The organism is Streptomyces gilvosporeus (assembly GCF_002082195.1).
Classification (GTDB): domain Bacteria; phylum Actinomycetota; class Actinomycetes; order Streptomycetales; family Streptomycetaceae; genus Streptomyces; species Streptomyces gilvosporeus.
The window spans coordinates 6,187,136-6,210,465 of sequence record NZ_CP020569.1 but is presented as its reverse complement, the minus strand read 5'-3'; the positions used below and the strand labels follow the sequence as shown (position 1 = coordinate 6,210,465).

General features: G+C 70.4%; 15 protein-coding genes. 14 read left to right on the top strand and 1 reads right to left on the bottom strand.

Annotated features, from left to right (window positions below):
- The first annotated feature begins 342 nt into the window (after positions 1 to 342).
- From B1H19_RS27860 to B1H19_RS27820, 9 genes are all read left to right on the top strand, one after another.
- Complete coding sequence (locus B1H19_RS27860) at positions 343 to 2,622, top strand: M4 family metallopeptidase (RefSeq protein WP_083107485.1); 2,280 nt, start codon at positions 343 to 345, stop codon at positions 2,620 to 2,622.
- Between the two features lie 308 nt (positions 2,623 to 2,930).
- Entirely contained in the window at positions 2,931 to 4,568 is a 1,638-nt protein-coding gene (locus tag B1H19_RS27855) for a M4 family metallopeptidase (protein WP_083107484.1), read from the top strand.
- A 517-nt stretch (positions 4,569 to 5,085) separates the two neighbouring features.
- Positions 5,086 to 7,089: an alpha-1,4-glucan--maltose-1-phosphate maltosyltransferase gene (locus B1H19_RS27850; protein ID WP_083107483.1), complete on the top strand. Its 2,004-nt coding sequence runs from the start codon at positions 5,086 to 5,088 to the stop codon at positions 7,087 to 7,089.
- Positions 7,086 to 8,807: a maltose alpha-D-glucosyltransferase gene (treS, locus tag B1H19_RS27845; RefSeq protein ID WP_083107482.1), complete on the top strand. Its 1,722-nt coding sequence runs from the start codon at positions 7,086 to 7,088 to the stop codon at positions 8,805 to 8,807. Before B1H19_RS27850 ends, treS begins: the two co-directional genes overlap by 4 nt.
- Before the next feature lie 229 nt (positions 8,808 to 9,036).
- A complete protein-coding gene (locus B1H19_RS27840) occupies positions 9,037 to 10,479 on the top strand; it encodes a maltokinase N-terminal cap-like domain-containing protein (protein ID WP_083107481.1) in 1,443 nt (480 codons plus the stop codon).
- Between the two features lie 91 nt (positions 10,480 to 10,570).
- Positions 10,571 to 12,922, top strand: coding sequence for a 1,4-alpha-glucan branching enzyme (gene glgB, locus B1H19_RS27835; protein WP_083107480.1), 2,352 nt, complete (start codon positions 10,571 to 10,573; stop codon positions 12,920 to 12,922).
- Between the two features lie 301 nt (positions 12,923 to 13,223).
- Positions 13,224 to 13,601, top strand: a complete 378-nt coding sequence (locus B1H19_RS27830; RefSeq protein ID WP_237289532.1) for a hypothetical protein — start codon at positions 13,224 to 13,226, stop codon at positions 13,599 to 13,601.
- A 458-nt stretch (positions 13,602 to 14,059) separates the two neighbouring features.
- Positions 14,060 to 14,413 carry a DUF6247 family protein gene (locus tag B1H19_RS27825; protein WP_083107479.1) on the top strand — a complete coding sequence of 118 codons (354 nt, stop codon included), beginning with the start codon at positions 14,060 to 14,062 and terminating at the stop codon, positions 14,411 to 14,413.
- Positions 14,410 to 14,682, top strand: coding sequence for a hypothetical protein (locus tag B1H19_RS27820; RefSeq protein WP_083107478.1), 273 nt, complete (start codon positions 14,410 to 14,412; stop codon positions 14,680 to 14,682). The genes B1H19_RS27825 and B1H19_RS27820 overlap by 4 nt, the downstream gene beginning before the upstream one ends.
- 283 nt (positions 14,683 to 14,965) lie before the next feature.
- Here B1H19_RS27820 and B1H19_RS27815 read toward each other — a convergent pair whose 3' ends face one another.
- Positions 14,966 to 16,297, bottom strand: coding sequence for a cation:dicarboxylate symporter family transporter (locus tag B1H19_RS27815; protein WP_083107477.1), 1,332 nt, complete (start codon positions 16,295 to 16,297; stop codon positions 14,966 to 14,968).
- Between the two features lie 185 nt (positions 16,298 to 16,482).
- On the opposite strand from B1H19_RS27815, the gene B1H19_RS27810 reads away from it, so the two are divergent.
- The 5 genes from B1H19_RS27810 (at position 16,483) to B1H19_RS27790 (ending at position 23,305) form a co-directional block, all read left to right on the top strand.
- On the top strand, positions 16,483 to 18,141 hold the full coding sequence (locus tag B1H19_RS27810) for a sensor histidine kinase (protein ID WP_083109912.1): 1,659 nt from the start codon (positions 16,483 to 16,485) through the stop codon (positions 18,139 to 18,141).
- The gene (locus B1H19_RS27805) at positions 18,138 to 18,818 is read left to right on the top strand and encodes a response regulator (RefSeq protein ID WP_083107476.1); all 681 of its coding nucleotides are present in this window, start codon (positions 18,138 to 18,140) and stop codon (positions 18,816 to 18,818) included. The genes B1H19_RS27810 and B1H19_RS27805 overlap by 4 nt, the downstream gene beginning before the upstream one ends.
- Positions 18,819 to 19,002: 184 nt before the next feature.
- Positions 19,003 to 19,725, top strand: a complete 723-nt coding sequence (locus tag B1H19_RS27800) for a helix-turn-helix domain-containing protein (protein WP_083107475.1) — start codon at positions 19,003 to 19,005, stop codon at positions 19,723 to 19,725.
- Positions 19,726 to 19,863: 138 nt separating this feature from the next.
- Complete coding sequence (locus tag B1H19_RS27795; protein WP_083107474.1) at positions 19,864 to 20,670, top strand: ABC transporter ATP-binding protein; 807 nt, start codon at positions 19,864 to 19,866, stop codon at positions 20,668 to 20,670.
- 70 nt (positions 20,671 to 20,740) lie between these two features.
- Entirely contained in the window at positions 20,741 to 23,305 is a 2,565-nt protein-coding gene (locus B1H19_RS27790; RefSeq protein WP_083107473.1) for an ABC transporter permease, read from the top strand.
- Positions 23,306 to 23,330 lie beyond the last annotated feature (25 nt).

Here is a 23,330-nt window from a genome sequence, read left to right as displayed (position 1 = left end):
CCTGACAACCGGCCATCTGTGGTGGGACTCTTCCCCGCAACCGCCGCACGGGCCCCCACAGCACCACGCCCGCCCGGCCGCCGCACCACCGGCACCATCTGCACTGCCTGCACCGTCTGCACGGCAAGTACCTCTGCACGGCAGGTACGTCTGCACCACAGGTACATCCGCACGACAGGTACGTCTGCACCTGCGCATGGCGTGCACCTCCACCCGCGCACCACCGTACGTCACCCCCCACACGCTCCAAGAGTTCTGCCTCGCTCTGCCCGGACGGCCGACAGACCGCCCGGTCCCCCTCGGCCGCACCGTCATGTCGCGGCCACCGCAGAAGGAGTCAGTGTGAGACGCACCCCCCATGGACGCGCCGTTGCGACCGGCGCGCTCGTCGCCGTCACCGCAATGCTCGGCGTCGGAATCCAGGCCGGCACCGGCACCGCGGCCGCCCCGCGGCCCGGCACCACGCACGCCGTACCCCGCCCCGGCGCCCTGCCGGCCAAGCTGTCCCCGTCCCAGCGTGCGGAGCTGATACGGGTGGCCGGCGCGACCACCGCCCGGACCGCCAGGCTGCTGAAGCTGGGCGCGAAGGAGAAGCTGGTCGTCAAGGACGTCTCGAAGGACGTCGACGGCACCGTCCACACGCGCTATGCGCGCACCTACGACGGACTGCCGGTGCTCGGCGGCGATCTCGTCGTGCACCGAAGCGGGAACGGCGCGCTCAAGGGCGTCACCAAGGCCGTCCGCTCGCAGATCACGGTGGCGAGCACCACCGCCACGGTGCATCCGGCCGCGGCCGCGGCGAAGGCCGTCAAGGCGGCGCAGGCGCTCGGGTCGAAGAAGACCGCGGCGGCCAAGGCACCGCGCAAGGTGGTGTGGGTCGCCGACGGCAAGCCGGTCCTCGCCTACGAGACGGTCGTCGGCGGACTTCAGGACGACGGCACGCCCAACCAGCTGCACGTCGTCACCGACGCCACCACCGGCGCCCGGATCTTCCAGTACCAGGGCATCGAGAAGGGCGTCGGCAACAGCGAGTACAGCGGCAAGGTGAACTTCGGCACGTCCGGCTCGGCGCCGAACTTCACCATGACCGACCCCACCCGCGGCAACCACAAGACCTACGACCTCAAGCACGGCTCGTCCGGGACGGGTTCGCTGTTCACCGACGCCGACGACACCTGGGGCGACGGGACGCCGCAGAACGCCCAGACCGCCGGTGTGGACGCCGCCTACGGCGCGCAGGAGACCTGGGACTACTACAAGAACGTGCACGGCCGCAGCGGCATCCGCGGGGACGGCGTCGGCGCGTACTCGCGGGTCCACTACGGCGACAGCTACGTCAACGCCTTCTGGGACGACAGCTGCTTCTGCATGACGTACGGCGACGGCAGCGGCAACAACGACCCGCTGACCTCGCTGGACGTGGCCGGCCACGAGATGTCGCACGGTGTCACCGCGGCCACCGCGGGCCTGGAGTACAGCGGCGAGTCCGGCGGCCTCAACGAGGCGACCTCGGACATCTTCGGCACCTCGGTCGAGTTCTACGCCAACAACCCCGCCGATCCCGGCGACTACCTCATCGGCGAGAAGATCAACATCAACGGGGACGGCACCCCGCTGCGCTACATGGACAAGCCCTCCAAGGACGGGTCGTCGGCGGACTACTGGTCCAGCGATGTCGGCAACAAGGACGTGCACTACTCCTCCGGCGTCGCCAACCACTTCTTCTACCTGCTGTCCGAGGGCAGCGGCGCGAAGGACATCAACGGCGTCCACTACGACAGCCCGACCTACGACGGCCTGCCCGTTCCGGGCATCGGCCGGGCCAACGCCGAGCAGGTGTGGTTCAAGGCGCTCAGCCAGTACATGAACGCCAACACCGACTACGCGGGCGCCCGTACCGCCACGCTCCAGGCCGCGGCGGACCTCTTCGGCCAGGGCAGCGCCTCGTACAACACGGTCGCCAACACCTGGGCGGCGGTCAACGTCGGCTCGCGCGTCCCGGACGGCGGCGGGGTCACCGTCACCAACCCGGGCAACCAGACCAGCACCGTGGGCCAGGCGGCGAGCCTCCAGATCAAGGCCAGCAGCGGGACGGCGGGCGCGCTGACCTACGCGGCCAGCGGGCTGCCGGCCGGGCTGTCGCTCAACGCGAGCACCGGTCTGATCTCCGGGACGCCGACCACGGCCGGCACCAGCAGCGTCACGGTGACGGTGACCGACTCGGCGAAGAAGACCGGTACCGCCTCCTTCAGCTGGACTGTCAACGCGGCGGGCGGCGGCAGCGTCTTCGAGAACTCCGACGACGTGGCGATCCCGGACGCGGGCGCGGCGGTCACCTCGCCGATCACCGTCAACCGCACCGGCAAGGCGCCGAGCGCGCTGAAGGTCGGGGTGGACATCGTGCACACCTACCGCGGCGACCTGGTCATCGACCTGATCGCCCCGGACGGCACGGCGTACCGGCTGAAGAACTCCGACCCGTACGACTCCGCGGCGAACGTGAAGACGACGTACACCGTCAACGCCTCGTCCAAGACGGCGAGCGGGACCTGGAAGCTGCGGGTCCAGGACGTCTACGCGGAGGACTCGGGCTACATCAACGACTGGAAGCTCACGTTCTGACGGTGCGGCCTCTCCGGCCTTCATCTTCGCTTCATCTTGATGTGCTCAAGGGGGCGGCGGGTGGGCCCAGAGGTGGGATGCACCCCAACTGACCAGTGAGGGAGGCGAGTTGGGCGTTGCCCCAGGGAGTGCTGGGGCAGCGCCCCCTTTCCGTTAAACGGACGGCGGGAACTACTCAACGGACAATTTTCAGCCAAACCTTTAGCAAACTCCTGACATGCACGCGTTCGAATGGCAGTCTTCCCGAACGCACGTCACACCCGCATCGCTTTGCACCCCCACCACTTGGCAAAGTTGAAGGAGTCCGCGTGACCCCCCGCATATCCCGTAAGACCCGTGTGACCGGTACCGCCCTCGCGGCGGCGGCCCTTCTGGCCGCAGGTATCACGGTCGGCACGGCCGGCGCCTCGCCGGCCCCGAAGCAGCCCACCCCACTGGGCGGCTCCCCGCTCGTACTGAGCGCCTCGCACCGCGCCGAGCTGCTGCGCGACGCGGACGCCACCAAGGCGCACACCGCGGCCGCCCTCGGCCTCGGCTCCAAGGAGAAGCTGGTCGTCAAGGACGTCATCAAGGACGCCGACGGCACCACGCACACCCGCTACGAGCGCACCTACGACGGACTGCCGGTCCTGGGCGGCGACATGGTCGTCCACACGGCCAAGGGCGGCGCCATCAAGAGCACCACCAAGGCCACCCAGAAGCGCATCACGGTCGCGTCCACCACGGCGAAGATCGCCCCGTCGGCCGCCCAGCAGTCGGCGCAGGGTGTCGCGGCCAAGACCCTGGGCGCCAAGTCGCCCGCGGCAAAGACCGCGCGCAAGGTCGTCTGGGCCGCCTCCGGCACCCCGACCCTCGCCTACGACACCGTCGTCACCAGCGTCGCCAAGGACGGCACGCCCAGCCGGCTGCACGTCATCACCGACGCCAACACCGGCAAGAAGCTCTTCCAGTACGACGACATCCACACCGGCAAGGGCGAGAGCGAGTACAGCGGCAGCGTCGAGCTGGGCACCAAGAAGGACGGCGGCAAGTACACGCTGACCGACGACGGTCGCGGCGGCCACAAGACCCTCGACCTCGGGAACAGCGAGAGCGGCGACGGCAAGCCGTTCTCGGACGACGACGACAACTGGGGCACCGGCAAGGCCGACAACCCGCAGACCGCCGCCGTCGACGCGCACTACGGTGCCGCCGAGACCTGGGACTACTACAAGACCGTGCACGGCCGCAGCGGCATCAAGGGCGACGGCAAGGGTGCCACCTCCCGCGTCCACTACGGCCACAGCTACGTCAACGCCTTCTGGGACGACAGCTGCTTCTGCATGACCTACGGCGACGGCCAGGACGACAAGAAGCCGCTGACCGCCCTGGACGTGGCGGCGCACGAGATGTCGCACGGTGTCACCTCCGCGACCGCCAACCTGACGTACAGCGGCGAGTCCGGCGGCCTCAACGAGGGCACCTCGGACATCTTCGGCACCTCGGTCGAGTTCTTCGCCAAGAACCCGAAGGACCCGGGCGACTACCTCATCGGCGAGAAGATCGACATCAACGGTGACGGCAAGCCGCTGCGCTACATGGACAAGCCCAGCAAGGACGGCCAGTCGAAGGACTTCTGGGACTCCAGCACCGGTGGCCTCGACCCGCACTACTCCTCGGGCGTCGCCAACCACTTCTTCTACCTGCTGTCCGAGGGCAGCGGCGCGAAGGACATCAACGGCGTCCACTACGACAGCCCGACGGCGGACGGCTCCAAGGTCACCGGCATCGGCCGGGACAAGGCCGAGAAGGTCTGGTTCAAGGCCCTGACCGAGTACATGACCTCCAACACCGACTACAAGGGTGCCCGCGAGGCGACCGTCAAGGCCGCCACGGACCTCTACGGCAAGGACAGCGCCGAGGTCAAGGGCGTCGAGTCGGCCTGGGCCGGCGTCGCGGTCAAGTGACCTCCTGAGCAGACGAGATGAACGTCTCGGGGTGACATGACCCCGCAGCGGGCGGTGTCCGGAGTTTCTCCGGACACCGCCTTCGCGCGTCCGCCCGCCCTTACCACCGCGTACGGCGATATGGCCGAATCCACCCCCTGATGCGCTCTTGTACGGGCTCCCTCCTGGCGAGAGGCTGCGGTGTGACACCGACGGGCCCCGCGCGCCGCCGGACATGTGCACACGCACCTCCCTTGTGATTCAAACCCCCTGTGATTCACCTGAGTTGAGGAGGCGAGCCGCACCATGGCAGTGCCGTTCCCCACCCTGCGAGGGGTTACGAACGAGTAGTTCACCTGCGCACCCGATTGCCCGGCGGCGTATCCCGGGCAGGCTCACCCATGGGCCGTCGCCCGCCGCAGTCACCGCCAACCGAGTGAAAGCGGACAGGAGCGCCGATGCCCGGAACCCGCCCCCCTACCGTGGAGCGGATAGAAAGGACAAAATCGCGCAGAGCATCACTAGCCCAGGTGAGCCCATGATCGGTCGCATCCCTGTACTGGACATCCGCCCGCAGATCGACTGCGGCCGCCGCCCGGCGAAGGCGGTGGTCGGCGAGACGCTGGAGGTCTCGGCCACGGTCTTCCGCGAAGGCCATGACGCGGTCGCGGCGAACGTCGTCCTCCGCAATCCCGCCGGCCGCTGCGGCCCCTGGACCCCGATGCACGAGGTCGCTCCCGGCACCGACCGCTGGAGCGCCGAGGTCACCCCCGCCCTCGAAGGCCGCTGGACGTACACCGTCGAAGCCTGGTCCGACCCGCTCACCACCTGGCGCCGGCACGCCGCCGTCAAGATCCCCGCGGGCATGGACACCGAACTCACCTTCGCCGAGGGCGCCGAACTGCACGAGCGGGCCGCCGCCGACGTCCCCAAGAGCGACGGCCGCGAGGCGGTGCTGGACGCCGTCGACGCGCTGCGCAACACCGAACTCCCCGCCGCCGCCCGCCTCGCCGCCGCGCTCCTGCCCGAGGTCACCGGGGCCCTGAGCCGCCATCCGCTGCGCGAACTGCTCACCGTCTCCCGCCCGATGCCGCTGATCGTCGAGCGCCGGCGCGCCCTGTACGGCTCGTGGTACGAGCTCTTCCCGCGCTCCGAGGGCGCGATCACCGCCCCCGACGGCAGCGTCGTCGCCGGCACCCTGCGCACCGCCGCCGAACGGCTGCCCGCCGTCGCCGCGATGGGCTTCGACGTGGTCTACCTCCCGCCCGTCCACCCCATCGGCACATCGTTCCGCAAGGGCCGCAACAACGCGCTGTCCGCCGGGCCGGACGACGTCGGCTCGCCCTGGGCGATCGGCTCCGCCGACGGCGGCCACGACGCCCTCCACCCGGACCTGGGCACCTTCGAGGACTTCGACCACTTCGTGCGCACCGCCCGCGACCTGCGGATGGAGGTGGCCCTGGACCTCGCCCTCCAGTGCTCCCCCGACCACCCCTGGGTCGAGCAGCGCCCGCAGTGGTTCCACCACCGCGCCGACGGCTCCATCGCCTACGCCGAGAACCCGCCGAAGAAGTACCAGGACATCTACCCCCTCGCCTTCGACACGGACTTCCGGGGGCTGGTGCGCGAGACGGAGCGGCTGCTGCGCTTCTGGATGGCCAAGGGCGTACGGATCTTCCGCGTCGACAATCCGCACACCAAACCGGTGGCGTTCTGGGAGAAGGTGCTGGCCGATATCAACCGCACCGACCCCGATGTCCTGTTCCTGGCCGAGGCGTTCACCCGTCCCGCGATGGTGCACACCCTCGCGCAGATCGGTTTCCACCAGTCGTACACCTATTTCACCTGGCGCAACACCAAGCAGGAGCTGACCGAGTACCTCACCGAGCTGTCCCGCGTCAGCGCCGACTATCTGCGGCCGAATTTCTTCGTCAACACCCCGGACATCCTGCACGCCTACCTTCAGAACGGCGGCCGCACGGCCTTCGAGGTGCGCGCCGTACTGGCCGCCACGCTCTCTCCCACCTGGGGTGTCTACGCAGGCTACGAGCTGTGCGAGGGGACCGCGCTGCGGGCGGGCAGCGAGGAGTACCTCGACTCCGAGAAGTACCAACTGCGGCCCCGCGACTGGGAGTCGGCGGCCCGGAAAGGGCGTACCATCGCCCCCCTCATCACCGCGCTCAACCGCATCCGGCGCCGCCATCCGGCGCTCCAGCAGCTGCGCAACCTGCACTTCCACCACGTCGACAACGATTCCGTGATCGCCTACTCCAAGCGGTCGGGCCACGGGGACGAGGCCGACACGGTGCTCACAGTGGTCAACCTCGATCCGCACCACACCCACGAGGCGACGGTGTCGTTGGACATGCCGGAACTCGGCCTCGGCCGGCACGATTCCTTGCCGGTGCGCGACGAGCTCACCGGCGACACCTACCACTGGGGCAGGGACAACTATGTGCGCCTGGAGCCGGGTCGTACGCCCGCACCCGCTCATGTGCTGTCACTGCGACCGTCCTCACCGATCGGAGGGTCACCCAATTGATCGTCAATGAGCCCGTCCCCGACACGTTCGAGGACACACCGGCGAAAGACCGCGATCCCGACTGGTTCAAACGGGCCGTCTTCTACGAAGTCCTGGTGCGGTCGTTCCAGGACAGCAACGGCGACGGCGTCGGGGATCTCAAGGGCATCACATCGAAGCTCGACTATCTGCAATGGCTGGGGGTGGACTGCCTGTGGCTGCCGCCGTTCTTCAAATCACCGCTGCGGGACGGCGGATACGATGTCTCCGATTACACCTCGGTGCTTCCCGAATTCGGTGATCTGGCCGACTTCGTGGAATTCGTGGACGCCGCGCACCAGCGCGGTATGCGGGTCATCATCGATATGGTGATGAACCACACCAGCGATCAGCACCCGTGGTTCCAGGAGTCGCGCACCGACCCGGAAGGGCCGTACGGCGACTACTACGTCTGGGCGGACGACGACAAGCAGTACGGCGACGCCCGGATCATCTTCGTCGACACCGAGGCGTCCAACTGGACCTTCGACCCGGTGCGCAAGCAGTACTACTGGCACCGTTTCTTCTCCCATCAGCCGGATCTCAATTACGAGAACCCGGCGGTGCAGGAGGAGATGATCTCCGCCCTGCGGTTCTGGCTCGACCTGGGCATCGACGGTTTCCGGCTGGACGCGGTGCCGTATCTCTACGCCGAGGAGGGCACCAACTGCGAGAATCTGCCCGCCTCGCACGCCTTTCTCCGGCGGGTGCGCGCCGAGATCGATGCGCATTATCCGGACACCGTGCTGCTGGCCGAGGCCAACCAGTGGCCGGAGGACGTCGTCGACTACTTCGGTGATTACGCGGTCGGCGGCGACGAATGCCATATGGCGTTCCACTTCCCGGTCATGCCGCGGATCTTCATGGCGGTGCGCCGGGAATCGCGCTACCCGGTGTCGGAGATCCTCGCCAAGACCCCGGCGATCCCGTCCGGCTGCCAGTGGGGCATCTTCCTCCGCAACCACGACGAGCTGACCCTCGAAATGGTCACGGACGAAGAGCGCGACTATATGTACGCGGAATACGCGAAGGACCCGCGGATGCGCGCCAACATCGGCATCCGCCGCCGGCTCGCCCCGCTGCTCGACAACGACCGCAACCAGATCGAGCTGTTCACCGCGCTGCTGCTGTCCCTGCCCGGTTCGCCGATTCTCTATTACGGCGACGAGATCGGCATGGGCGACAACATCTGGCTCGGGGACCGCGATGCGGTGCGCACCCCGATGCAGTGGACGCCGGACCGCAACGCCGGATTCTCCTCCTGCGACCCCGGTCGGCTCTCGCTGCCGACGATCATGGATCCGGTCTACGGCTACCAGGTCACCAATGTGGAGGCGGCGATGAGTTCGCCCTCCTCGCTGCTGCACTGGACGCGCCGGATGATCGAGATCCGTAAGCAGAACCCGGCGTTCGGCCTCGGCAGCTACACCGAACTCCCCTCCAGCAACCCGGCGGTCCTCGCCTACCTGCGGGAATCGCCCGGCACCGGCGGCGCGGACGACGACCTCGTCCTGTGCGTGAACAACTTCTCGCGCTTCGCGCAGCCGACGGAGCTGGACCTCACGGCCTTCAGCGGCCGTCATCCGGTCGAACTGATCGGTGGCGTCCGCTTCCCGTCGATCGGCGAACTGCCGTACCTGCTCACCCTCGCGGGCCACGGCTTCTACTGGTTCCGGCTGCGCAGGAACCCCGCCGCCTGAGCCCCGCACGGGCGCCGACCGACCGGAGCCGCCCCACCGGGCGCCGGCTCCCAGAAATCCGCCCGTACGCGGCCGTATGCGCGTACGGGCGTTTTTTGACCTTTCGCTCGGGCACGACTCCCACGGACCTCCGTCTGGGGGTACCCCCACCGCGCCGCCGCACAGTCAAGGCCGCATTCCGGGACACTTTGCGCTATCTGTCGTGTGCCCGGGGAAAGGACGCGACGCCATGTCGGAGACCGCCTCGACCCGTGCCACCCGAAGGACCCCTGACCGTCCGCTCCATGCCGCCCCCGATCTGCTGTCCTCCCTCGCGCCGCTGCTCGCCGCCTGGGTGCCCCGCCAGCGCTGGTTCGCCGGCAAGGGACGGCTGATCACCGGCTTCTCACTGGTCTCGGCGACCGAACTGCTGCCGTGCACCGCCGACGGCGGCACGCCGGGCATGGTGCAGCTGCTGGTGCGCGCCCAGCAGGCCGCACCGCCGACCCGGGCCACCGTCGCGGGCGACTGCTACCAGCTGCTGCTCGGGGTGCACCCCGCGCTGCCGCCACGGCTGGCGCCCGCCGCGCTCGGCCGTCCCGCCGGCGGTCCGCTGCGCGGCCGTACCGTCTACGACGCGCTCCTCGACAGCCGGCTGTGCGGGCTGCTGCTGGAGCGGCTGCGGGTGCCGGGCCGGATCGGCGCGCTGCGCTTCTGCCGCGAGCCGGACACCGAGCTGCCCTCGGGACTGCCCGCCCGGCCGATCGCCGTCGAACAGTCCAACTCCTCGGTGGTGTACGGAGATACGTTCATTCTGAAGGTCTTCCGGCGGATCGCGCCCGGTCTCAACCCGGATCTGGAACTGCCGCGGGCGCTGGCCGGAGCCCACTGCCCGCGGGTGCCCGCGCCGGTGGCGTGGTTCGAGTCGGAGGCCGCCGAGGAGGGCGGCGAGCCGACGACCCTGGGCGTGCTCCAGCCCTATCTGCCGGACTCCGCGGACGGCTGGCAGCTGGCGCTGCACGCCCTGTCCGTACGGTCCGACTTCACCGGCCCGGCGCGGGCGCTGGGCCATGCCACCGCCGAGGTGCACACCGCGCTCGCCCGCGCCCTGCCGACCACCGCACTGCACCGGCCGCAGCTCGCCGAGATCGCCGCCCGGATGCATGCCCGGCTGGAGGCCACCGCACGGGCGGTGCCGCTGCTGGAGCCCTACCGGCCGCGGCTGCGAACGGCGTTCGACGCGCTGGCCGCCCTCGGTCACGACGGGCGGAGCTGGGCCGCCCAGCGCATCCACGGCGATCTGCACCTGGGCCAGACGCTGCGCACCGCCGGCGAGGGCCGCTGGTCGCTGATCGACTTCGAGGGGGAACCGGCCCGGCCGCTGGCCGAACGCCGCCGCCTCCAGCCGGCGCTGCGCGATGTCGCCGCGATGCTGCGGTCCTTCGACTACGCGGCGCGCAGCGGGCCGGCCGGCGGCGACGCCTGGTCGCTGGAGTGGGCGCAACGCACCCGCGACGCCTACTGCCACGGCTATGCCGAGGCGGGCGGCCTCGATCCGCACGCGGCGCCCGAGCTGATGCGCGCCTACGAGACCGACAAGGCCGTCTACGAGGTGCTGTACGAGGCCCGGCACCGGCCCGACTGGCTGGCCGTCCCGATGGCCGCGGTGCGGCGACTGGCGGCGGGCGACTGACCCGTGACCGCTGCGCCGCCCGTGACTCCCGTACGTCCTGTGACCCCTGAGTTGTCGCCGTGCTCCGCCCCGCCCCGAGGAGGCACCCTCCGTGACCGCCCGCCCGTCGTCACCACCCAACGCCCCACGGGGCGCCTCCGGATCGCCGCCGCCCCGGCGTTCCGCCCCCGACCCCGCGCCCGGACCGGCCCGTAAGGCCCGGCAGTCCGCCGCCTCCCGCACGGGCGGCGCGAAGGCCGCAACCCGCGGGGTACGGGCCGCCGCCCCGCTCGGCGACGAGGACCGGCGCCGGCTGCTGGACGGCGCCCATCATGATCCGCATGCGCTGCTCGGCGCGCATCCGGTGCGCGGCGGGGTCCTGGTGCGGGCGCTGCGGCCGTACGCCCGCAGCGTCACGGTCCTGGCGAAGGGGCTGCGCGCCGGGCTGCACCCCGAGGGGGACGGGCTGTTCGCGGGGGTGCTGCCGCTGCGCACGATTCCCGACTACGAGCTGCTGGTCGACTACGACGACGCCACGGTGACCGTCAAGGACCCCTACCGCTTCCTTCCCGCGCTCGGCGAACTCGATCTGCATCTGTGCGCCGAGGGCCGGCACGAACAGCTGTGGCGGGCGCTCGGTGCGCGGACCATGGACCATCAGGGGGTGACCGGGACGCGCTTCGGCGTCTGGGCGCCGCATGCCCGGGGCGTGCGGGTCGTCGGCGGTTTCAACTTCTGGGACGGCACCGCCCATCCGATGCGTTCGCTGGGGTCGTCGGGGATCTGGGAGCTGTTCGTCCCGGGCATCGGCGAGGGCGAGCTGTACAAGTTCGAGATCACCCGGCCGGACGGCTCGAAGACCGTCCGCGCGGACCCGATGGCCCGGCGCACGGAGTGCCCGCCGGCCACCGCCTCGGTCGTGGAGGAGTCGCACCACCGGTGGCAGGACGCCGACTGGATGGCGCGGCGCGGCGAACGGCCCGTCCACCAGGCGCCGTTCTCCGTCTACGAGGTCCACCTGCCCTCCTGGCGCCCCGGCCTCACCTACCGCCGACTCGCCGAACAACTGCCTGCCTACGTCAAGGACCTGGGCTTCACCCATGTGGAGTTCATGCCGGTCGCCGAGCACCCCTTCGGCGGCTCGTGGGGCTATCAGGTCACCGGCTTCTACGCGCCCACCGCCCGGATGGGCACCCCGGACGACTTCCGTCACCTCGTCGACGCGCTGCACCAGGCCGGTATCGGCGTGCTGATGGACTGGGTGCCGGCGCACTTCCCGCGGGACGACTGGGCGCTGGCGCAGTTCGACGGCCGCCCCCTCTACGAGCCCGAGGACCCGGCCCGGGCCGCGCACCCGGACTGGGGCACCCTGGAGTTCGACTACGGCCGCGCCGAGGTCCGCAACTTCCTGGTGGCCAACGCCGTCTACTGGTGCGAGGAGTTCCACATCGACGGCCTGCGGGTGGACGCCGTCGCCTCGATGCTCTACCTCGACTACTCGCGCGAGGACGGCGGTTGGACCCCGAACGTCCACGGCGGCCGGGAGAACCTCGACGCCGTCGCCTTCCTCCAGGAGATGAACGCCACGGTCTACCGCCGCTGCCCCGGCGTCGTGACCATCGCCGAGGAGTCCACCGCCTGGGACGGCGTCACCCGCGCCACCCACCATGTGGGACCGGGCGGCTTCGGCGGGCTGGGCTTCGGACTGAAGTGGAACATGGGCTGGATGCACGACTCCCTGGTCTATGTCTCCAAGGAGCCGGTGCACCGCAAGTACCACCACGGCGAGATGACCTTCTCCATGATCTACGCCTATTCCGAGAACTATGTGCTGCCGATCTCCCACGACGAGGTCGTGCACGGCAAGCGCGCACTGGTGTCGAAGATGCCCGGCGACTGGTGGCAGCAGCGCGCCACCCACCGGGCCTACCTGGCCTATATGTGGGCCCATCCCGGCAAGCAACTCCTCTTCATGGGCCAGGAGTTCGCCCAAGGCGCGGAGTGGGCGGAGAGTCACGGCCCGGACTGGTGGCTGCTGGACCCGTCATACGGGGCGGAGGCGGACCACCGGGGCGTACGCGATCTGGTCCGCGACCTCAACCACACCTACGCGGGGGCGCCCGCGCTGTGGGAACGCGACACCGATCCGGCCGGTTTCGCCTGGATCGACGGCGGTGCCGCCGAGGACAACGTCTTCTCGTTCGTCCGCTACGCGGCCGATGGCACCCCGCTGATCTCGGTCACCAACTTCTCGCCCGTTGTCCGCCATGCGTATCGTTTGGGCGTCCCCGGGGACGTTGCCGCGTGGCGCGAGGCGCTCAACACGGACGCGGTCCGTTATGGCGGCAGCGGGGTCGGCAACCCCGAGCCCCTCCGGCCGGGGCCGACGCCCTGGAACGGGCGGGAGGTGTCGGTGACGGCGGTCTTGCCGCCGCTGGCCACCGTTTGGTTCGTCCCCACGTAGTCGTCCCGTCCGCTGCGTGGTGCTTGGGCCCCACGTTCTTGTCTTTCCCGCCGCGGGGGTGTTTCGCCGTTACTCCCCCAGCTAACGCTGGGAAGTACCCCCAGCGGCGGGCGTGGGTTTGTCGGGTGCGGTGACGGCCCTACGCGGCTTCGCCGCTACGGTCCGTCCCCTCCCACGAGTGGGTGGTTGAAGGCCGGTGGGGGCGGGCGTCAAGCTGAGTGCCCCGTCGGAGACGAACTGGGGTCGGCTCTGCCCGACGGGGATGGCGACTTCGGGGGCAAGAAGCAGTCGACTCGGCGGCTTGGGACAATGGTGGGGCATCATCGCGGCGGCGTTGCTGATCGCCGCATGGATCAACAAGGCAGCGGGGCCGGCGATTGTCGCCACTCTGTCAGCTCTGGTCTTGATCTGGTCTCTCTTCCAAGCGCCGGTGACATGCGGCGCCCCCGTCAGAGGGCGGGAAGATGGTTGCCGTAACAACGCAACCGGGCTCCTCATGGGCTGCCACATCCGCCAGCATCGTTGGCAGAAGCTCAAGATGCTGATCCTGCGACGCCAGGTCCGCACCTTCTGCTCAGGACTGTTCACGGACGGCAAGGCCACGCTCGTGACGCTGGCTGCAATCGGCAGCTTCCTCTCCGGTCTCGTGGCCTTCATCCCTGGTGCGGCTCTCAGCTGAACGCACCTCGAAAATAAGTTCGGCCATTCCCGGTCATCGGCAGGGCAGCAGTGGGCATGCTCTCGTGACACTCGCTGGCGGCCAAGAGATCAACGGTGACTTCGGGCGCACGCGGGACTTCACTGAGAAGTACCTTTCTGAGCTGCTCACATAGCGTTCGCACGACAGAATGAGGTCGGTGAAGCGGGTTCGGCTGGAGCCATTGCGGCGCGAGCGCGCATGCCACGTGAGCACCCGGCGTTGATGCCGGTACATGAGAGACCAGGGGGCACATACCCTGTAAGGATCGGCGGGACGGGGGGGCAGGTTCGATGACCCGCCGGGCGGCGGTTCCTCCCCCTCGGCATCGCCCCCGCTGGAACCTCAATCGCTTCATCCTCACACGTTCGGGCGATGTGGTTGGACCCGCACTCGATACGCTGCTCCCAGGGATCAGAATCTCGCCCATGGGAGCAGCAATGACCACCTCCGCCGCCGGGCAGCCACTCATCCCTCAACCGCCTGCCACCGTCACCGCCCTCCGCCAGGCCATCGTGCAGATCGCCCCCGCCGCCCTGCCTGCCTTCACCCGGGAACTGGACCAGGCCGCCGATCACTCCCGCCAGGCTTCCGACCTGGCCCCGCTCCAGCGGTTCATCGCCCAGTGGGCCGTGTACGTACACATTCAGCGCCAGCCGAACCTCGCGAAAGAACTCCGTCACTGGGAGGACACCGCCGAGACAGGTGACGCGACGCAGGCCCGGCGCGCCGCGTCCGCGATCGGCAAAATCCTTGACGACGCACACGCCGCGCTCGCCCTCCCACCGCGGTGAGCACCGACTGGCGCTGGGAGTACGACCCAGATCATGCTCACGTGGCAGGCGGCATCCCCACTCACGTGGTCACCGAAGTGGAGCGTCTCGCGGGGCAGCTGATCGAGCTGGCCGGGATGGGGGTCGACGTCAGCGACTTCGGCAACGGCCCCCGACCAGGCGGCCTGCGTCGCATGGACGCGGCAGGCGGCTGGTTCTACTTCTTGGTGGCGCCAAGAGACAGCCTGATCGTGATCGTCCGCATTGTGCCGCCCTTCCAGGACCTGTAGGCGCACCCGTCCACCGCCGCATACGAGAACGGTCCTATGCCGGCGCGCCCTCGTGGAAGCGGGCGTCATCTGCCCAGTCCCGTATGACTCGCTCGACAAGCCGCACCCGACCGCTCACGAACACCCCCACTGGTTTCCTCCCACCCCCAACGGGGAGGGGCCGGGCCGCAGGACGAAGTCCGGAGGCCCGGTCCCGCAGCCGAACAGCCCCGCGCAGCGGCAACAGCCCGCCGCAGGAGCAACGGCGAGAAGACACCGCGGCGGGACGGCCGACAACGTGGGGTCAACCAACAAACGGCTCGCGGCCGGCCAGCACCGCGGCCACCCGGCCGCGATCGACCTCCTTGGTCCACGTGCCCACCACCACCGTGGCTACCGCATTGCCCGCGAAGTTCGTCAACGCCCGGGCCTCGCTCATGAAGCGGTCGATGCCGACGATCAGCCCGACGCCGTCGACGAGTTCGGGCCGGTGGGACTGGAGCCCACCGGCCAACGTGGCCATACCCGCGCCGGTGACGCCCGCCGCGCCCTTCGAGGCGATGATCATGAAGACGAGCAGCGAGAGCTGCTGGCCCAGGCTCAGTGGTTTGTCCATCGCGTCGGCGACGAACAGCGAGGCCATCGTCAGATAGATGGCGGTGCCGTCGAGGTTGAAGGAGTAGCCGGTGGGGACGGTGATGCCGACCACCGAGCGGCTCACGCCCAGGTGTTCCATCTTCGCGATCAGCCGCGGCAGCGCCGACTCGGAGGACGAGGTGGAGAGGATGAGCAGGAACTCCCGGCCCAGATAGCGCAGCAGGGCGAAGATGTTCACCCCGGCGACGAGGCGGAGCAGCGTGCCGAGGACCACGATCACGAACAGCAGACAGGTGAGGTAGAAGCCGCCCATGAGGAGCGCGAGATCCTTGAGCGCGCCCAGCCCGGTCTCGCCGACCACCGCGGCCATCGCCCCGAACGCCCCCACCGGAGCCGCCCACATGATCATGGCGAGCACCCGGAAGACCAGCTTCTGAAGGTGGCCGACGCCGCGCAGCACCGGCTCGCCCGCGGTGCCCAGCCCCTGGAGGGCGAAGCCGACCAGCAGCGCCACCAGCAGCGTCTGGAGCACCTCGCCCTGGGTGAAGGCGGAGACCAGCGTGGTGGGGATCATGCCCATCAGGAAGCCGGAGAGCGATTCGGCGCCGCCGGTGGTCTGCGCCTGGCCCGCATGCCGTACGGCTTCGGTCAGATGGAGGCCCGAACCCGGTTCCAGCACATTGCCGACGACCAGCCCGATGGCCAGCGCGACGGTGGACATCACCATGAAGTAGGCCAGCGCCAGCCCGCCGACCGCGCCGACCTTGGCGGCCTTACGGACCGAGCCGACGCCCAGCACGATGGTGCAGAAGATGACGGGCGAGATCATCATCTTGATGAGGTTCACGAACCCGGTGCCGAGCGGTTTGAGCTGGACGGCGACACCGGGGGCGGCGAAGCCCACGACGATGCCGAGCAGTACGGCGCCGATCACGGCGAGATAGAGATAGTGGGTCCGGTCCCGCTTCTTCGGTGCCGGTTCCGCGGGGGGTGCGGTCTCCTCGGCGATGTCCCCGGACGGCGGGGTCTGTGCAGCCACGGCTGCCTCCTCGGGTAACGGTCGTGCGCTGATCTGCGGCTCCGGCACGACGGGTTCCGGCGACTATGCACGCCGCTGTGGCGCCCGTCACCCTTACGTGCATTTCGTTCACGGGAAGCCGGAGGAAGGCACGAAGGAAAGTGACCGCAGGGCCGGTTCCGGGGGCGAGCGTGCAGACTGTTGCCATGCCCCTCCCCCGTCCCCGGCCGTCCCGGCGGCCGCGCGGCCCGCGCAGTCTGGCCGGGCAGCTCTTCGCCATGCAGGTGGTGCTGATGGCGGTGGTGGTGGCCGGCTGCGCGCTGTTCGCGTATCTGAGCGCGCAGCGGCAGGCGGAGGCGGCCGCGCGGCAGAAGACGACCGCCGTGGCGAGTGCCGTCGCCGATTCCCCGGCGGTGGTGGCGGCGGCCCGTACGAAGGATCCGACGGCCGCGCTCCAGCCGTACGCCGAGCGGGTGCGGCGCGCCGCGGGCGTCGACTTCGTGGTGGTGATGGCGCCGGACAAGACCCGCTGGACGCATCCGGACCCGTCGGCGATCGGCAGGAAGTACCTGGGGCACGTCGGGCCCGCGCTGCGCGGCCGGATCGTTCCCGAGACGTATCAGGGGACGCTGGGGCCGTCGGTGCGGGTGGTCGCGCCGGTGCGCGATCCGCTGCGGGGCGGGCGGATCACGGCGCTGGTCAGCGCCGGGATCACCATCGAGACGATCAGCGCGCAGCTGCGCGACCAGGTGCTGGCGGTCCTCGCGGTGGCGCTGGGTGCGCTGGCGCTGGGCGGGCTGGGGACGTATGTGGTCAATGCGCGGCTGCGGCGGCACACCCATGGGCTGGATGCGGCCGGGCTGAGCCGGATGTACGACTACCACCAGGCCGCGCTGCACGCCGTGCGCGAGGGGCTGTTGCTGCTCGACGGGGAGGGCCGGGTCGCGCTGATCAACGACGGCGGGCGGGAGTTGCTGGGGCTGTCGGGGGATGCGGTGGGCCGGCCGGTGACGGCGCTGGGGCTGCCGGATCCGCTGACCGCGGCGCTGCTGGCGGCCGGTCCGCGGGTGGACGAACTGCATCTGACGGCCGAGCGGGTGCTGGTCGTCAACTCCTCCCCGGTCTCGGACGGAGAGCGCCGGGGCAGTGTGGTGACCCTGCGCGATCACACCGAACTCCAGGCGCTGTCCGGCGAGTTGGACTCGCTGCGGGGTTTCGCCGAGGCCCTGCGTTCGCAGGCGCACGAGGCGGCCAACCGGCTGCACACCGTCGTCTCGCTGATCGAACTGGGCCGGGCGAAGGAGGCGGTGGACTTCGCGACCGCCGAACTGGAGCTGGCGCAGGCGCTGACCGACCAGGTCGTCGACGCGGTCGCCGAGCCGGTGCTGGCCGCGCTGCTGCTCGGTAAGGCGGCGCAGGCCCATGAGCGGGGCGTGGAGCTGATCCTGACGCCGGACAGCCGGATCGACGACGGGCTGCTGCCGCCCGGGCTGCCCGCCCGCGATCTGGTGACGGTGCTGGGCAATCTGATCGACAACGCCCTCGATGCCACCGCCCCGCCGCTACCCGCCGCGGCGGTCCGGGTCACCGCGCGGGCGGACGGCGACGAACTGCTGCTGTGCGTCGCGGACAACGGCCCGGGCGTGGCCGAGGACGCCAGGGAGGAGATCTTCCGGCGCGGCTGGTCCACCAAGGCCGGTCCGGGCCGCGGTCTGGGGCTGGCCCTGGTGGACCAGGCCGTACGCCGTAACCGCGGCACGCTCACCGTGGACCGGCCGCCGGAGGGCGGCGCGCGGTTCACCGTACGGCTGCCGCTGCACGCCGCGTCCCCGGGCGGGCCGGCCGCGGAAGGAGGCGTCCGGTGAGCGCCCCCGCCATCCGGGTCCTGGTCGTCGAGGACGATCCGGTCGCCGCCGCGGCCCACGCCCTGTACGTCGGCCGGGTGTCCGGCTTCGCCGTCTCGGGCACCGTGCACTCCATGGGCGACGCCCGCCGCCACCTCGACCGGCACCCCGTCGATCTGCTGCTGCTCGATCTGTATCTGCCCGACGGCCATGGGCTCCAGCTGGTCCGGACCCTGCGCGCGGCCGGGCACGGCGCGGACATCATCGCCGTCACCTCGGCCCGCGATCTGGCGAAGGTGCGCGAGGGCGTCTCGCTGGGCGTGGTGCAGTACGTGCTGAAGCCGTTCACCTTCGCCACCTTGCGCGACCGGCTCACCCGTTACGCGGAGTTCCGCGCCACCGCGGGCGAGGCCAGCGGCCAGGACGAGGTGGACCGGGCGATCGCCTCGCTGCGCGCCCCGTGGCCGGCCGCGCTGCCCAAGGGGCTGACCGCCGCCACGCTGACGGCGGTGACCGAGGCGCTGCGGGCCGCGCAGGGCGGGCTGACGGCGGCGCAGGCGGCGGTCGACGTGGGGATCTCCCGGATCACCGCCCGCCGCTATCTGGAACACCTCGTGGAGACCGGCCGGGCCGCCCGCGCCCCGCAGTACGGCCAGGTGGGCCGTCCGGAACTGCGCTATCGCTGGTCGGGGCACTGACCGGCGCCGGGGCCGGTGCGCGGGCGGGGCGATAGCGGTGTGCCATACCGTCCGTACGGTCCGTACCGTACGGACGGTATGGGTCGACAACTGATGAGTTCGTTCCTCCGTATGAAGCTACGAGTTCACACCTTGTTCATCTGCCCAATAGGTGTGAAAACCTCCGCTCACCTACCGTGGCCCAGTGAACACGCACGTCGGGGAGCCCCGCAGGCCCCCTTTCAACGCCGAGGCCGCCCGCCGGCTGCGCGAGGCCCTCGGTATGACGCCCGCCCATGTCGCGTACGGCATGGCGGCCGCCTACGGGCTGCGGATCGCGCCCGCCGCGGTGGCGTCATGGGAGCTGGGCGAGAGCACCCCGACGGCCGAGGAGCTGACCGCGCTGGCGGGCGCGCTGTGGTGCGCGCCCGCCGAGCTGCTGGGCGCACCGCGCACCCTGCGCGAATACCGGCTGGCGCTCGGGATCGCGGTGGACGATCTGGCGCTGCGCCTCGGGATGAACCGGCGGGCGTACGAGCGGCTGGAGGACGGCGGCAGGTGGACCGGCAACGACCGGCAGGCGGCGGTGCTGGGCGAGGCGCTGCGGCTGCCGGCGCCCGCGCTGGTGCGGTTCACCGGGCAGAACGAGGCCCTGACCGAGATGCTGACCAGCGCGGTCACCACGCGGTGGCAGGCGTATGTGCGGCCGGTCGGCAAGCTCGTGGCGCTGCCCAAGGAGCGCGTCCAGGATGTGCTGCAAGAGCTGCACGAGGACTATCAGGCGAACATGGCCGGGACGCTGAACTGGGGCGGCGGGGGCGGCGCCGACGAGTCCGGCAGGGCCGGGCGGGCCTTCCTCGACGGGATTCTGGACGCCTTCTGGGAGCGCGTCGGCCGGAGGTCGGAGACGGGTCCGTCCACGGTATGACGCGGGGGTGCGGCATGGCACTCCAGACCGGTGCGGCATTCGGTCCCCCGGGTTGACGACCGGGCTGACCTGCGGATTCGAGAATAGGGACAACGACATTCGACCGTCCCTCGTCCCGCATCGTCTTCAGGAGTCCCCGTGTCCCATGCGGCCGCCGCCTACCCCGGATTCTCCGGTTCGTCCGCTTCCCCCGACCGCGCCGCCGCGGCCGTCGCCGCCCGTGCCACGGACCTGACCAAGGTCTATGGCGAGGGCGAGACCCGCGTGGTCGCGCTGGACTCGGTCTCCGTCGAGTTCGGCAGGGCCCGTTTCACCGCGATCATGGGCCCGTCCGGCTCCGGAAAGTCCACGCTGATGCACTGCATGGCGGGGCTGGACGGCATCTCCGCCGGTTCCGCCCGGATCGGCGACGTCGAGCTCGCCTCGCTGGGCGAGCGGCAGCTGACCCGGCTGCGCCGGGACAGGATCGGCTTCATCTTCCAGGCGTTCAACCTGCTGCCCACGCTGACCGCGCTGGAGAACATCACGTTGCCGATGGACATCGCGGGCCGTAAGCCGGACCGCGAGTGGGTCAGCCGCGTCATCGAGACCGTGGGCCTGTCCGAGCGGCTGGCGCACCGGCCGGCGCAGCTGTCGGGCGGCCAGCAGCAGCGGGTGGCGGTGGCCCGGGCGCTGGCCGCCCAGCCGGAGATCATCTTCGCGGACGAGCCGACCGGCAATCTCGACTCCCGCTCCGGCGCCGAGGTGCTGGGCTTCCTGCGCGAGTCGGTGCAGGCGATGCAGCAGACGGTGGTGATGGTCACCCATGACCCGGTCGCCGCGAGCTTCGCGGACCGGGTGGTCTTCCTCGCCGACGGCCGGATCGTCGAGGAGCTCTACGAGCCGACCGCCGACGCCGTCCTGGACCGGATGCGGCTGTTCGACGCCAAGGGCCGTACCAGCTGAGGCGGCGCACGGCCGCCCCGCGCGCCGTCCCCGCACCCGGACTCCCTCACCTCAGGACTGACACACCACCATGCTGCGAACCGCGCTGCGCAACGTCCTTGCGCACAAAGCCCGTTTGATGATGACCGCGCTCGCGGTCCTGCTCGGCGTCGCCTTCGTCGCCGGCACCCTGATCTTCAGCGACACCGTCGGCGAGGCGGTCAAGAACGCCTCCGCCAAGAACCTCAAGGACGTCGCCGTCTCCGTCCAGGCGACGAACGACGACCCCGCAACGCCCGACGCCGGCAAGGCGGGCAAGGACGGCAAGCGGGCCACCGCGCTCGACGACCGGCTGGCGGACCGGATCCGGGCGCTGCCCGGCGTGGCCTCCGTACGGTCCGATGTCACCGGCCAGGCGACCCTCGCGGGCACGGACGGCCAACCCGTCGGCAACGGCTGGCAGAACCGCGCCGTCAACTACCAGCCCGGCAAGGACGGCAAGGACGGCCGCTATCCGCTGGTGGCGGGGCGCGGCCCGGCCGACGGGAAGGAGATGGCGCTGGCCGAGAGCACGGCCAAGGCCGCCGGGTACCGCATCGGGGACACCGTGCAGTTCGCGACCGACGGGCCGGTGCTGACCAAGAAGCTGGTCGGGACGGTGGCGACGGACGATCCGCAGGTGACCGCGGGCGGCAGTCTGGCGCTGTTCGACACCGCCACCGCGCAGCGGCTGTATCTGCACCCGGGGCAGTTCGACGAGCTGGTGGTGAGCGCCACCCCCGGCACCGACCAGCAGGCGCTGACCGCCAAGGTCCGCGAGCTGCTGCCCAAGGGCCGCGCCGTAGCGACCAGCGGCAGTGAACTGGCCGCCGAGCAGGCCAAGATGATCGCCGAGCAGAACAGTGCGCTGAGCAAGACCCTGCTGACCTTCGCCGGAATCGCGCTGTTCGTCGGGGTGTTCATCATCGCCAACACCTTCACGATGCTGATCTCGCAGCGCAGCCGCGAGATCGCGCTGCTGCGCGCGGTGGGCGCCTCGCGCCGGCAGGTCGTCCGCTCGGTGCTGGCCGAGGCGGCGCTGCTGGGCCTGATCTCGTCCGCCATCGGGTTCGCGCTGGGCGCGGGCATCGCGGTGGGGCTGCGCGCGGTGCTGGACGCCAACGGCGCGGGCTTCCCGGACGGGCCGGTCGTCATCAGCCCGTCCACGGTGCTGGCCGCGCTGGCCGTGGGGGTGGTGGTGACCGTCCTGGCCGCCTGGCTGCCGTCCCGCAAGGCCGCGAAGATCGCCCCGGTGGAGGCACTGAGCAGCGTGGAGGCGCCGCCCGCGACGCGCAGTCTGGTGGTGCGCAACGCGATCGGCGCGGTGGTCACCGGCGCCGGTGCGGCCGTCATGCTGTACGTCTCGACCCTGAAGTCCGGCGACGATCTGCCGATCGCCATGGCGGGCTCGATGCTGACGCTGACCGGCGTGATCATTCTGGCGCCGCTGCTGTCCCGGCCGGTGGTCTCGCTGGCGGGTCTGGTCACCACCCGGCTGTTCGGCATCGGCGGCAAGCTGGCCAAGGAGAACGCGCTGCGCAATCCGCGCCGTACGGCCGCCACCGCCTCCGCGCTGATGATCGGCCTCACCATGATCACCGGAATGACGGTCGTGGGGCACTCCGCCCAGGTGGCGATGGACAAGATGGCGGCCAACGGCCTCACCGCCGACTACAAGATCGAGACCTCGACCTTCACCGGGCTGGACCCCGCACAGTCGAAGAAGGTGGCGGAGATACCGGGCGTCGAGGCGGCGGTCCCGTTCCGCGGGACGGGCATCGGCAGCGGCGGCGGGTTCGGGTATCTGCGCGGCACCGATGTCCGGCAGCTCGACAAGGTCACTGAACTCACCTTCACCCAGGGCTCGTTGGACGCCGTCCGCGGCAAGAGCATCGCCGTCTCGCAGAGCTGGGCCAAGCAGCGCGGCTGGCACGCCGGTGAGGTGGTACCCGCCGAGTTCACCGACAAGAAGAAGACGAAGCTGAAGATCGCCGCGGTCTACGCCAACAACGAGATGCTGGGCGACGCCTTCGCCGAGATGTCCCTGGTCGCCCCGCACACGGACCGGGCCAAGGACGAGACCCTGCTGGTCAAGGCCAGTGGCGGCGGATCCGAGGCGGTGGCCGGGAAGATCCGGCACGCCCTGGGCGACAGCCCGCTGCTGAAGATCCAGAGCCATGACGATCTGCGCAAGCAGGCCGCGGGGCAGATCGACACCGTGGTGAACATGGTCTACGGACTGCTGGGCATGGCTGTCGTCATCGCGGTGGTCGGCGTGGTCAACACCCTGGCGATGTCGGTGTTCGAGCGGACCCGGGAGATCGGCATGCTGCGTGCCATCGGGCTGGCGCGCAGCGGCATCAAGCAGATGGTCCGGCTGGAGTCGGTGGTCATCTCGCTGTTCGGCGCGGTGCTCGGGATGGGCCTGGGCGTCTTCCTGGCCTGGGCGGGCGGCAGTCTGGTCGGATCGTCCTTCCCGACGTACGCGATGGCGCTGCCCTGGGGCCGGCTCGGCCTGTTCCTGCTGATCGCGCTGGTCGTGGGCGTGCTGGCCGCGCTGTGGCCGGCCCGCCGCGCCGCCCGGCTGAACATGCTCCAGGCCATCGGCGCGCAGTAGCGGTCCGTGGCGAACGAGAGGCGGC